The 12,461-nt window shown below is 69.5% G+C and carries 11 protein-coding genes; 7 read left to right on the top strand and 4 right to left on the bottom strand.

Annotation, left to right across the window (positions count from 1 at the left end; all coding sequences use genetic code 11):
- Positions 1 to 12: 12 nt before the first annotated feature.
- The 4 genes from frr to parE all read right to left on the bottom strand — a co-directional run bounded on the left by frr (position 13) and on the right by parE (position 4,706).
- Positions 13 to 570 (bottom strand): ribosome recycling factor, encoded by a 558-nt coding sequence (frr, locus tag EAT51_RS14105; RefSeq protein ID WP_130521372.1) that lies wholly within the window; start codon positions 568 to 570, stop codon positions 13 to 15.
- A 66-nt stretch (positions 571 to 636) separates the two neighbouring features.
- A complete protein-coding gene (locus EAT51_RS14100) occupies positions 637 to 1,677 on the bottom strand; it encodes a cation diffusion facilitator family transporter (protein ID WP_130521374.1) in 1,041 nt (346 codons plus the stop codon).
- Between the two features lie 159 nt (positions 1,678 to 1,836).
- Positions 1,837 to 2,562, bottom strand: coding sequence for a UMP kinase (gene pyrH / locus EAT51_RS14095; RefSeq protein ID WP_130521376.1), 726 nt, complete (start codon positions 2,560 to 2,562; stop codon positions 1,837 to 1,839).
- Between the two features lie 254 nt (positions 2,563 to 2,816).
- Entirely contained in the window at positions 2,817 to 4,706 is a 1,890-nt protein-coding gene (parE, locus tag EAT51_RS14090) for a DNA topoisomerase IV subunit B (RefSeq protein WP_130521378.1), read from the bottom strand.
- A 186-nt stretch (positions 4,707 to 4,892) separates the two neighbouring features.
- Between parE and EAT51_RS14085 the strand changes: the two genes are divergently transcribed.
- The 7 genes from EAT51_RS14085 (at position 4,893) to eno (ending at position 12,421) form a co-directional block, all read left to right on the top strand.
- Positions 4,893 to 5,921, top strand: coding sequence for a glucokinase (locus EAT51_RS14085; protein ID WP_228257944.1), 1,029 nt, complete (start codon positions 4,893 to 4,895; stop codon positions 5,919 to 5,921).
- A 30-nt stretch (positions 5,922 to 5,951) separates the two neighbouring features.
- Complete coding sequence (locus tag EAT51_RS14080) at positions 5,952 to 6,953, top strand: glycosylasparaginase (protein ID WP_130521382.1); 1,002 nt, start codon at positions 5,952 to 5,954, stop codon at positions 6,951 to 6,953.
- A gap of 5 nt (positions 6,954 to 6,958) precedes the next feature.
- A complete protein-coding gene (locus EAT51_RS14075; protein WP_130561765.1) occupies positions 6,959 to 7,699 on the top strand; it encodes a copper homeostasis protein CutC in 741 nt (246 codons plus the stop codon).
- 114 nt (positions 7,700 to 7,813) lie between these two features.
- Positions 7,814 to 8,065 (top strand): hypothetical protein, encoded by a 252-nt coding sequence (locus tag EAT51_RS14070; protein ID WP_130521386.1) that lies wholly within the window; start codon positions 7,814 to 7,816, stop codon positions 8,063 to 8,065.
- Positions 8,066 to 8,220: 155 nt separating this feature from the next.
- A complete protein-coding gene (pyrG, locus tag EAT51_RS14065; protein ID WP_130521388.1) occupies positions 8,221 to 9,879 on the top strand; it encodes a CTP synthase in 1,659 nt (552 codons plus the stop codon).
- Between the two features lie 112 nt (positions 9,880 to 9,991).
- Complete coding sequence (gene kdsA, locus EAT51_RS14060; protein WP_130521390.1) at positions 9,992 to 10,831, top strand: 3-deoxy-8-phosphooctulonate synthase; 840 nt, start codon at positions 9,992 to 9,994, stop codon at positions 10,829 to 10,831.
- Between the two features lie 285 nt (positions 10,832 to 11,116).
- Positions 11,117 to 12,421 carry a phosphopyruvate hydratase gene (gene eno / locus EAT51_RS14055; RefSeq protein ID WP_130521393.1) on the top strand — a complete coding sequence of 435 codons (1,305 nt, stop codon included), beginning with the start codon at positions 11,117 to 11,119 and terminating at the stop codon, positions 12,419 to 12,421.
- Positions 12,422 to 12,461: the final 40 nt, after the last annotated feature.

The following is a 12,461-nucleotide window of genomic DNA, read 5'->3' as shown; positions in this document are numbered from 1 at the left end:
GGTGTGACCCGCTCAGACGGCCATCAGTTCCTGCTCCTTGGCCTTGACCACCTCGTCGACGTCCTTGATCGCCTTGTCGGTGAGCTTCTGGATCTCGTCCTCGGTGCGGCGCACGTCGTCCTCGGTGATCTGCTTGTCCTTGAGCAGGTCCTTGACCTGCTGGTTGGCGTCGCGGCGCACGTTGCGGATGGCGACCTTGGTGTCCTCGCCCTCGCTGTGCACGACCTTGGACAGGTCGCGGCGGCGCTCCTCGGTCAGGGCCGGGATGTTGATGCGGATGACGGTGCCGGCGGTGTTAGGCGTCAGGCCCAGGTCGGAGGCCAGGATGGCCTTCTCCACGGCCGAGACCATCTGCTTCTCCCACGGGGTGATGGTCAGCGAGCGCGCATCGGCCACCGACACGGTGGCCACCTGCGACAGCGGCATGTCCGAGCCGTAGTAGTTGACCTTCAGATGATCGACCAGGGCCGGGGTGGCGCGACCGGTGCGCAGCTTGGTCAGGGCCTGGCGCAGCGACTCGACGCTCTTGTTCATGCGCGCCTGCGCGTCGTTCTTGATGTCGTTCAGCATCGTCGGGTCCTGGGATTCGTCAAACCCGGGATTATAGGTCAAAGCCGGCACTGGCCGGACTTGGGCTCAGTGGTGATGCGGCGCCGATGCCGCTTCGCCGCCCGTGGGGCGGCAGGGCTGCTGGCAGGCCTGGCCGCGTTCGAGCTGCAAGGTGGCGTGGCCGATGCCGAAGCGTTCGGCCAGCGCGCTGGCGGTGGCCTCGATGAAGGCGTCCTCGTCCTGCGCCTCGGGCCGCACCACGTGCGCGGTCAGCGCGGTCTGGCCCGCGCCCAGCGGCCAGATATGCAGGTGGTGCACCGCGGTAACGCCGGGGCGCGAGGCCAGGAAGGCCTCCACCGCGGCCTGGTCGATGTGCCCGGGCACCGCGTCCATGGCCGCGGCGAAGCTCTCGCGCAGCAGGCCGTAGGTGCCGATCGCGATCACCACACTGATGACCAGGGCGGTGGTCGGGTCCAGCCATTCCCAGCCCAGCCACCACATGCCCAGGCCCGCCAGGACCGCGGCCAGCGACACCGCCGCATCGGCCATCAGGTGCAGCACCGCGCCGCGGCGGTTGAGGTCGCTGCCGCCGTGGCTGTGGCCATGCCCGCTGTGCAGCAGCCAGCCCGCACCCAGGTTGACGGCGATGCCGATCGCGGCCACCACCATCACCGGGATGGCGGGGATCGAGGGCGGCTCGCTGAAGCGGCGGATCGCCTCCCAGGCCAGGCCGCCGGAGAACACCATCAGCACGATCGCGTTGGCCAGCGGCGCCAGCAGGGTGGCCTTGCCCCAGCCATAGGTGTGGCTGGCGGTGGGCTGACGGCGCGCCATGGCCGCCGCCGCCCAGGCCAGGGCCAGGCCGAGGACATCGCCGAGGTTGTGCAGCGCGTCGCTCAGCAGCGCCAGCGAATTGGTGTGGAAGCCGTAGCCGGCCTCCAGGGCGGTATAGGCCAGGTTGACCAGCATCGCCACCGCGTAGCCGCGGGTGCCGCTGTCCTGGGCGTGCGCGCCACCGGCGGCGCCGCCGTGCGCGTGGCCACCTGTGGCGCGGTGCGCGTGGCCATGGTCATGACCGGCGTGGTCGTGGCCGTGGTCTGCGTGATCGTGGGAGTGGGAGTGCGCCATGGGGCGGCAGGGTGAGGCCGGCGGGGCGCGGACACAATTACAGGGGCGAGGAGGGGGCTGGCAAGAGCGAGGAGTGAGGGCAGAAGAGTGAGAAGTGAGCGAAGGCGGCGGGCATTCGATTCCTGCTCACTCTTTTGCGCTCATTCCTCTCCACTCGTCTCAGCCCCGGCCTTCCACCAGTGTGCCGATGTTCTCGCCGCGCAGGATGTTCATCAGGTTGCCCGGCACCGACAGGTCGTAGATGCGCAGCGGCACCGCGCTGTCGCGGCACAGGGCGAAGGCGGCGGTATCCATCACCTCCAGGCCGCGGCGGATCACCTCGTCGTAGGTCAGCGTGTCGAAACGCTTGGCGTCGGGGAACTTGCGCGGGTCCTTGTCGTAGACGCCGTCGACCTTGGTCGCCTTGAGCAGCAGGTCGGCCTCGATCTCGATCGCGCGCAGCGCCGCGCCCGAGTCGGTGGTGAAGAAGGGGTTGCCGGTGCCGGCGGCGAAGATCGCGATGCGGCCTTTTTCCAGGTGGCGCACGGCGCGGCGGCGGATGTAGTCCTCGCACACGTCGTTGATCTTCAGCGCGCTCATCACGCGCACCTTGGCGCCGAGCTTTTCCAGCGCGTCCTGCATGGCCAGCGCGTTGATGACCGTGGCCAGCATGCCCATCTGGTCGCCGGTGACCCGGTCCATGCCGCCGGCGGCCAGGCCGGCGCCGCGGAAGATGTTGCCGCCGCCGATCACCAGCGCGACCTCGGCGCCGGCATCGCGCGCCTCGATGATCTCGCGGGCGATGCGGCCGATCACCTTTGGATCGATGCCGTAGTCCTCAGATCCCATCAGCGCCTCCCCGGAGAGTTTCAGCAGGATGCGGCGATAGGCGAGGGGCGCGGTCATCGGGGGGGAACCTTGGCTTGGACAAACGTCGGCCAGTCTAGCCGACGCCGGCCGGGGCGAGAAGCGAGGCGTGCGTGGAGAGCAGTGAGCGGGAGCGTCCGCTTTGGCTCACTACTCACTTCACCACGCCCACTCCTGCGCTCAGACTTCCAGCGACGCCAGGTCTCCCTTCGTCTTCAGCCACGCCGCGCGGATGTTTCCGGCGTAGCGGCGTCCGGGCCGTCGCTACGGCTGATAAAAGTGAATCGCCAGGATCACACTTCCAGCGACGCCAGATCGCCCTTGGTTTCGAGCCAGGCCTTCCTGTCCGAAGCCCGCTTCTTGGCCAGCAGCATGTCCATCAGGCCGGTGGTCTGCTCGGCGTCGTCCACGGTCAGCTGGACCAGGCGGCGGGTGTCGGGATGGATGGTCGATTCGCGCAGCTGCGAGGGATTCATCTCGCCCAGGCCCTTGAAGCGGGTCACGTTGACCTGGCCCTTGAGCTTCTCGCGCGCGATCTTCTCCAGCAGCAGGCGCTTCTCCTCCTCGTCCAGCGCATAGAACACCTGCTTGCCCACGTCCACGCGGAACAGCGGCGGCATCGCCACGAATACGTGGCCGGCGGCGACCAGCGCCGGGAAATGCTTGAGGAACAGCGCCGACAGCAGCGTGGCGATATGCAGGCCGTCGGAGTCGGCGTCGGCCAGGATCACCACCTTGCCGTAGCGCAGGCCGGAGATGTCGTCCTTGCCCGGGTCGCAGCCGATAGCGATGGCCAGGTTGTGCACTTCCTCGGAGGCCAGCACGCTGCCGGAGGCCACTTCCCAGGTGTTCAGGATCTTGCCGCGCAGCGGCATGATCGCCTGGAAGTCCTTGTCGCGCGCCTGCTTGGCGCTGCCGCCGGCCGAGTCGCCTTCCACCAGGAACAGCTCGGTGCGCGAGAGGTCCTGGCTGATGCAGTCGGCCAGCTTGCCGGGCAGGGCGGGGCCGGAGGTGACCTTCTTGCGGACGATCTGCTTCTCGGTCTTCAGCCGCGCGCTGGCGCGGTCGATGGCGATCTGGGCGATCTGCAGGCCGGTCTCGACATGCTGGTTGAGCCACAGGCTGAAGGCGTCGTGCGCGGCGCCCTCGATGAAGCCGGCGGCCTGGCGCGAGGACAGGCGTTCCTTGGTCTGGCCGGAGAACTGCGGATCGGTCATCTTCAGGCTGAGCACGAAGGCGACCCGGTCCCACACGTCCTCAGGCGCCAGCTTGATCCCGCGCGGCAGCAGGTTGCGGAAGTCGCAGAACTCGCGCAGCGCATCGGTCAGGCCCGAGCGCAGGCCGTTGACGTGGGTGCCGTGCTGGGCGGTGGGGATCAGGTTGACGTAGCTCTCCTGCACCAGCTCGCCTTCCGGCACCCAGGCCACGGCCCAGTCCACCACCTCGGTGTCCTTCTTCAGGACGCCGACGAACAGCTCGGCCGGCAGCAGCTCGCGCCCGGCCAGTTCGCCCTTGAGGTAGTCGCGCAGGCCGTCCTCGTAGTGCCAGCTGTCCTGCTCGCCGGTGGCCTCGTCGAACAGCTTGACCGTCAGGCCCGGGCACAGCACGGCCTTGGCGCGCAGCAGGTGGCGTAGGGCGCGCACGTTGATCTTGGGCGTGTCGAAGTACTTCGGGTCGGGCCAGAAGCGCAGGCGCGTGCCGGTGTTCTTCTTGCCGACCGTGCCCACCACTTCCAGCGGGCTGGCGCGGTCGCCGTCGCGGAAGGTGATGCGGTGCTCGGCGCCCTCGCGCTTGATGTGGATCTCCACCAGTGTGGACAGCGCGTTGACCACGCTCACGCCCACGCCGTGCAGGCCGCCGGAGAAGGTGTAGTTCTTGTTGCTGAACTTGCCGCCGGCGTGCAGGCGGGTGAGGATCAGCTCGACGCCGGGGATCTTCTCCTCCGGGTGGATGTCCACCGGCATGCCGCGGCCGTCGTCGGCCACCTCGACGCTGCCGTCCTTGTACAGGGTGACCTCCACGGTCCTGGCATGGCCGCCCAGCGCCTCGTCCACCGAGTTGTCGATGACTTCCTGCGCCAGGTGATTGGGGCGCGAGGTGTCGGTGTACATGCCGGGCCGGCGCTTGACCGGGTCCAGGCCGGAGAGGACTTCGATATCGGCGGCGTTGTAGCGGGTATTCATTGAACTCGATCAGGTCGTGTGGGTGCCACGAAGGGCGGCAAGTGTGCGGTCTGGGGTCTGGATTTGCACGTTCGCACGGCTTTGCCCCGGTCACGGGCGCTGAGGAGGCGTGAGCGGGCCGCGCTTGCCGATACAATCGCCCGCCAGCGGGTGCGACGCGCGCCATCGGTGAGGAGATTGTCAGTGGTGCAAGTCGCCGCCCGTGAGACAGCGGGCGCCCCCGGCCAGGCCGGAATCCAACAGCTGATCGCCGCCGACGTCGGCGGCACCTACGCCCGTCTGGGCCTGGTCGAGCTTGCGCCCGGGCACGCGCCGCGGCTGCGGTTGCACCGGCGCTATGCCGGCGCCGATTTCCCCAGCCTGGCCGCCGTGCTGCTGCGCTTCGCCGACGAACTGCGTGCCGCCCGCGAAGCCTGCCCGACAGCCGCCGTGGTCGCCATCGCCGGCCTGCTACAGGGCGACACGCTACTCAACGCCAACCTGCCCTGGCCGGTGTCGCTGGCCGACACCCAGCGCCAGGCCGGCCTGCAGCGGCTGCACCTGATCAACGATTTCCAGGCCCTGGCCTGGGCCTTGCCGCACGTGGCCCTCGACCAGATCCGGCCGCTGACCGGCGAGCCGGCCACCGGCGTGCAGTTTCCCGCGCTGCTGCTGGGGCCCGGCACCGGGCTGGGCGCGGCGCTGGCGATGCAGGGCCCGGCGGGCTTTGTCGTCTGGCCCAGCGAGGCCGGGCACGCTGCGCTGGCCGCGGCCACGGACCTGGAGCTGGACGTGGTGCGCGTGCTGCAGCGCCGGTTCGGCCACGTGGACAACGAGCGCGCGCTGTCCGGTACCGGCCTGCTGCACCTCTACACCGCCCTGTGCGAACTGCGCGGCGCCACACCGGCGTTCGCCACGCCCGCCGAGCTGGTGGCCGCGGCCGAGGACCGGCGCGACGCGCTGGCGGTCGAGTGCCTGGACCTGTTCTGCCAGTGGCTGGGCAGCCTGGCCGGGGACCTGGCGATCACCTTCTGCGCGCGCTCGGTGTACCTGGCCGGCGGCCTGGCCGGCCATCTGGGCCAGCACCTGGAGGCAGGCGGCTTCATGCGCCGCTTCCACGACAAGGGCGTGCTGTCCAGCGCGCTGCGGCAGGTGCCGGTGGCGTGCATCGCGCACGGACAACTGGGCATCATCGGTGCCGCCGCCTGGTGCGCGGCCCAGCCCGACCTCTTCTGACCCCCACCGACCCCACGACGGAGCCCTGCCATGTCCACCCGCCGCACCTTCCTGCAGTCCTCGCTTCTGGTTGCCGGCGCGGCGGCGCTGCCGCGCGGCCTGGCCCAGACCGGCGCCAGCGGCGCCAAGGTGGTGTCGACCTGGGACTTCGGCGTGCCGGCCAACCAGGCCGCCTGGGCGGTGCTGGGCAAGGGCGGCAGCGCGATCGACGCGGTCGAGGCCGGCGCGCGCTGGGCCGAGACCGGGCAGTGCAATTCCACGGTCGGGCGCTGCGGCTATCCCGACCGCGACGGCCACGTGACCCTGGACGCCAGCATCATGAAGGGCGACGGCAGCTGCGGCTCGGTCGCGGCGATCGAGGGCATCGACCATCCCATCTCGGTGGCGCGCCTGGTCATGGAAAAGACCCCGCACGTGATGCTGGTCGGCGCCGGCGCGCAGCAGTTCGCCGTCGAACAAGGCTTCACCGTGCGCGACCTGCGCACGCCCGAGGCCGAGAAGGCCTGGAAGGAATGGCTCAAGACCTCCAAGTACGCGCCGGAGATCAACGTCGAACGCCGCGGCCTGCCCGGCAACAAGGAAAATCACGACACCATCGGCATGCTGGCCATCGACGCCAGCGGCAAGCTGGCCGGTGCCTGCACCACCAGCGGCATGGCCTGGAAGATGCGCGGCCGGGTCGGCGACAGCCCGATCATCGGCGCCGGCCTGTACGTGGACAACGACGTCGGCGGCGCCACCGCCTCGGGCGTGGGCGAGGAGATGATCCGCAACGCCGCCAGCTTCCTGGTGGTCGAACTGATGCGCCAGGGCCGCAGCCCGGCCGACGCCTGCCGCGAAGCCATCGAACGGGTGGTCGCCAAGCGCCCGGAGGCCAGCAAGACGCTGCAGGTGTGCTTCCTGGCGCTGAACAAGCACGGCGAGGTCGGCGCGTTCGCGCTGCACAAGGGCTTCGTCTACGCGGTCTGCGATGCGGCCAAGCAGGACGCGCTGCTGCCGTCGCCGTCGATCTACAGCACCGAGCAGACCTGAGCGGCATGGCGCAGCGGGTGAAGCTGGAGATCGCGGCCAACGCGCTGGAATCGGCCCTGGCCGCCCAGGCCGGCGGCGCGGACCGGATCGAACTGTGCGAAAACCTGGGCGAGGGCGGCTGCACGCCGTCCTACGGCACCCTGGCGCTGGCGCGCGAGCGGCTGTCGATCCCGCTGTACGTGCTGATCCGGCCGCGCGGCGGCGATTTCGTCTATTCGCCGGCCGAGTGGGAGGCGATGCGCCGCGATGTCGCCCTGTGCGTGCGCCTGGGCTGCGACGGCGTGGTGATCGGCGCGCTGACCGCCGGGGGCGAGATCGATACGGAGGGCTGCGCCTCCCTGGTCGCCGCGGCCGGGCCGCTGGGCGTGACCTTCCACCGCGCCTTCGACAGCGTGCGCGACCCGCAGCGCGCCCTGGAGCAGATCATCGCCCTGGGCTGCGAGCGCGTGCTGACCTCCGGCCAGGCCGCCGGCGCGCCGCAGGGCGCGGCGTCCATCGCCGCCGCCCGCGCGCAGGCGGCCGGGCGGCTGTCGGTGATGGCCGGCGCCGGCCTGACCGTGGACAACGTGGCCGAGCTGGTGCGCCGCACCGGGGTGGGCGAGGTCCATGCCTCGGCCAAGGCCTTCCAGGCCGGGCAGGGCAGTAGCGATCTGCCCGGGCTCGAGGGCGGCTACTGGCGCACCGACGCCGATCAGGTGCGCGCGCTGCGCGCGCGCCTGGACGAAATCGCCGCAAACCAGGCCTAGCCGGCCGTCCGCCGCATTCAGGCCTGGCTGAACAAGCCCGGCGTAGCCTTGTCGCGTCGTCCAGCTGCGCCTTCGCGCGGCGACGCACCTTGAAGGAACTTCACAGGAGGCCCCATGAAAACCCGCACCGTCCTGTTGCTCGCCGGCGCCGTCGCCGCGCTGTCCTCCGCCGCCGTGGCGCTGGCCCAGTCCGCCGCGCCCCAGGTCGAAGGCAAGGCCAGCGCCGCGGCCAAGCCCGAGGACACCCGCAGCGAGGCCGAGAAGCGCGCCGCGCGCCGTGCCGCCAACGAGGCCCGCATGAAGGGCCAGGACCAGCACGCCCCTGCCCCGAGCGAAGAAGAGGAAGAGGAAGCCCGCAAGCGCTGATCCTTCCCTTTCCGCCGTCCGCCCGCGCCCCGCTCGTCGGGGCGCGGGCGTTTTTGTAACCGCGCACGCGGATCGGAAAGACCTTTTTCGCTCGCGAGGTTTGGCCGTCCGGTTCGGTGCCGGTAGACTATGGCTTTCCTGGAGCCCTCAGATCCATGACTCCCCTGATTTTCGTGACCGGCGGCGTGGTGTCCTCGCTTGGCAAGGGCATCGCCGCCGCCTCGCTCGCGTCCATTCTCGAAGCGCGTGGCCTGAAGGTCACGATGATGAAGCTGGACCCCTACATCAACGTCGACCCGGGCACGATGAGCCCGTTCCAGCACGGTGAGGTCTACGTCACCGACGACGGCGCCGAGACCGACCTGGACCTGGGCCACTACGAGCGCTTCGTGCGCACGCGCCTGAGCCGCAAGAACTCGGTCACCACCGGGCGCATCTACGAGAACGTCATCCGCAAGGAGCGCCGCGGCGACTACCTGGGCGCGACCGTGCAGGTCATCCCGCACATCACCGACGAGATCAAGCGCAGCATCGACGAGGCCGTGGCCGGCTTCGACGTGGGGCTGATCGAGATCGGCGGCACGGTGGGTGACATCGAGTCGCTGCCGTTCCTGGAGGCGATCCGCCAGATCCGCACCGAGCGCGGCCAGGAGAAGGCGGTCTTCATGCACCTGACCCTGGTGCCCTATATCGCCGCCGCCGGCGAGCTGAAGACCAAGCCGACCCAGCACTCGGTCAAGGAGCTGCGCTCGATCGGCATCCAGCCCGACGTGCTGCTGTGCCGCTCCGAGCAGGAGATCCCGGACGGCGAGCGCCGCAAGATCGCGCTGTTCACCAACGTCTCCGAGCGCGCGGTGATCAGCCTGCGCGACGTCGATGTGCTCTACAAGATTCCGCTGGGGCTGAAGGAGCAGGGGCTGGACCAGTTCGTGGTCGACCGCCTGAAGCTGCCGGCCAAGCAGGAGGCCGACCTGCGCGAGTGGGAGGCCGCGGTCGATGCGACGGTCAACCCGCTGGACGAGGTCACCATCGCGGTGGTCGGCAAGTACGTGGACCACAAGGACGCCTACAAGTCGGTCGGCGAGGCGCTCAAGCACGGCGGCCTGCGCCAGCGCACGCGCGTGAACCTCAAGTGGCTCGAATCGCAGGACATCGAGGCCGGCACCGCCGACCTGGACGGCGTGGACGGCATCCTGGTGCCGGGCGGCTTCGGCGATCGCGGCTTCGAGGGCAAGGTGCTGACCGCGCAGTACGCGCGCGAACACGGCGTGCCGTACTTCGGCATCTGCTACGGCATGCAGGCGGCGGTGGTGGACTACGCGCGCCATGTCTGCGGCCTGGCCGGCGCCAACAGCACCGAGAACGACAAGCAGTCCCCGCATCCGGTGATCGGCCTGATCACCGAATGGCGCACCGCCTCGGGCGATGTGGAAAAGCGCGACGAGCGCTCCGACCTGGGCGGCACCATGCGCCTGGGGCTGCAGGAACAGCGCCTCAAGCCCGGCACGCTCGCTCGCGAGCTGTACGGCAGCGACGTGGTCGCCGAGCGTCATCGCCACCGCTACGAGTTCAACAACCGCTATCGCACCCAGCTCGAGGACGCTGGCCTGGTGATCAGCGCCAAGTCGATGGACGACACGCTGGTGGAGATGGTCGAGCTGCCGCGCGACAAGCACCCGTGGTACCTGGCCTGCCAGGCGCACCCGGAGTTCCTGTCCACCCCGCGCGAGGGTCATCCGCTGTTCGTCGGCTTCATCCGCGCCGCGCGCGAGCGCAAGGCCGGCGGCAAGCTGCTCAAAGAAGCCAGGGCGTGAAGGCAGGAACGAGCGACCAGGAACGAGGGACGAGCCAGAGCTCGTCGCTCGGACTCGATGCTCGTTTCTCTCCACTCGTTCCCGCTTCCTCTCACATCAAACGAGATTCCCAATGAAACTCTGTGGATTCGAGGTTGGCCTGGACCAGCCGCTGTTCCTGATCGCCGGCCCCTGCGTGATCGAGTCGATGCAGCTGCAGCTGGACGTGGCCGGCAAGCTGAAGGAGATCACCGGCAAGCTGGGGATGAACTTCATCTTCAAGTCCAGCTTCGACAAGGCCAACCGCACCTCGGGCACGTCCTTCCGCGGCCCCGGCCTGGAAGAGGGCCTCAAGGTGCTCGAGGCCGTGAAGCGGCAGATCGGCGTGCCGGTGCTGACCGACGTGCACGAGTACACGCCGATGAACGAGGTCGCCGCGGTCGTCGACGTGCTGCAGACCCCGGCCTTCCTGGTGCGCCAGACCGACTTCATCCGCAACGTCTGCGCCGCCGGCCGTCCGGTGAACATCAAGAAGGGCCAGTTCCTCTCGCCCTGGGACATGAAGCCGGTGGTGGAGAAGGCCAAGTCGACCGGCAACCAGGACATTCTGGTGTGCGAGCGCGGGGCGTCCTTCGGCTACAACAACCTGGTCAGCGACATGCGCTCGCTGTCGGTGATGCGCGACACCGGCTGTCCGGTGGTGTTCGATGCGACCCATTCGGTGCAGCTGCCGGGCGGGCAGGGCACCAGCTCGGGCGGCCAGCGCGAGTTCGTGCCGGTGCTGGCGCGCGCGGCGGTGGCCGTGGGCGTGGCCGGCCTGTTCGCCGAGACCCATCCCGACCCGGCCCACGCGCTGTCCGACGGCCCCAACGCCTGGCCGCTGGACAAGATGGAAGCGCTGCTGGAGACCCTGCTGGCGCTGGATTCGATCACCAAGAAGAACGGCTTCCTGGAAGACGGCGTCAAGGCCTGATGCCGCCCGGTGCGCCCCCGTCGCGCGGGTTCGCCGGCCTGAGCCGCCTGGCCTGCGGCGCGCATGCCGCCGCCGTCACCCGCCACTGCGGCGTCAGTCGAACGCTCGCCGCCGAGGCGCGCCGGCCGATCCACCGCCGCGCGGCGGCACCTTCTACAATCGCCCCTAGCTCGAACGCGCGCGTCGCCGCCTGGCCGACGCGCGTGGCCATGCCGGGTCTGCGGCCCTAAGCCCCAGGCCACTCCCCTCGTCCCTCATCCGATCGATAGAGCCCAACCAGATCCCATGACCAACATCGCCAAGATCCACGCCCGCGAAATCCTCGACTCCCGTGGCAACCCCACGCTGGAGGCGGAAGTCACGCTCACCGATGGTTCCTTTGGCCGTGCGGCCGTGCCCTCCGGCGCCTCGACCGGCGCCAGGGAGGCGGTGGAACTGCGCGATGGCGACAAGACCCGCTACCTGGGCAAGGGCGTGCGCAAGGCGGTCGAGCACGTCAACACCGCCATCGCCAACGCGCTGACCGGCTTCGATGCGGTCGACCAGGAAGGCCTGGACCGCCGCCTGATCGATCTGGACGGTACCGAGAACAAGGGCCGCCTGGGCGCCAACGCGCTGCTGGGCGTGTCGCTGGCCAACGCCCATGCCGTGGCCGCCTCCGAAGGCAAGCCGCTGTGGCGCTACCTGGCCGACACCAGCGAGCATCCGGCCGACTGGCAGCCGACCCTGCCGCTGCCGATGATGAACATCATCAACGGCGGCGCCCATGCCGACAACAACGTGGACTTCCAGGAGTTCATGGTCCTGCCCGTCGGCTTCGCCTCGTTCTCCGAGTCGCTGCGCGCCGGCACCGAGATCTTCCACGCCCTCAAGAGCGTGCTCAAGGGTCACGGCCTGAGCACCGCGGTGGGCGACGAGGGCGGCTTCGCCCCGGACTTCCGCAGCAACGTCGAGGCGCTGGACACCATCCTGGAGGCCATCGGCAAGGCCGGCTACACCGCCGGCGAGGATATCCTGCTGGGCCTGGACGTGGCCTCCAGCGAGTTCCACGACAACGGCAAGTACAACCTCGTGGGCGAGAACAAGCGCCTGACCTCCGAGCAGTTCGTCGATTTCCTCGCCGACTGGGTCGCCCAGTACCCGATCATCACCATCGAGGACGGCATGGCCGAGGACGACTGGACCGGCTGGAAGCAGCTGACCGAGCGCCTGGGCAAGACGGTCCAACTGGTCGGCGACGATCTGTTCGTCACCAATCCGAAGATCTTCAAGGAAGGCATCGAGTCGCACACGGCCAACGCCATCCTGATCAAGGTCAATCAGATCGGCACGCTGACCGAGACGCTGGAAGCCATCGCCATGGCCCACCACGCCGGCTATGCGGCGATCGTCTCGCACCGCTCGGGCGAGACCGAGGACACCACCATCGCCGACATCGCCGTGGCCACCACCGCCACGCAGATCAAGACCGGCTCGCTGTCCCGCTCGGACCGCGTGGCCAAGTACAACCAGCTGCTGCGCATCGAAGAGGCGCTGGGTTCGGCCGCGCGCTACGCCGGTCGCAACGCGTTCGTGTCGCTCAAGCGCTGAGGGTGCGCGTGATGGGCCGGCGCCGCTTCCACCCCGTCCG

The organism is Pseudoxanthomonas winnipegensis, assembly GCF_004283755.1.
Classification (GTDB): Bacteria; Pseudomonadota; Gammaproteobacteria; order Xanthomonadales; family Xanthomonadaceae; genus Pseudoxanthomonas_A; species Pseudoxanthomonas_A winnipegensis.
The sequence above is the reverse complement of the archived record's forward strand: the minus strand, read 5'-3'. Positions and strand labels throughout refer to the sequence as shown.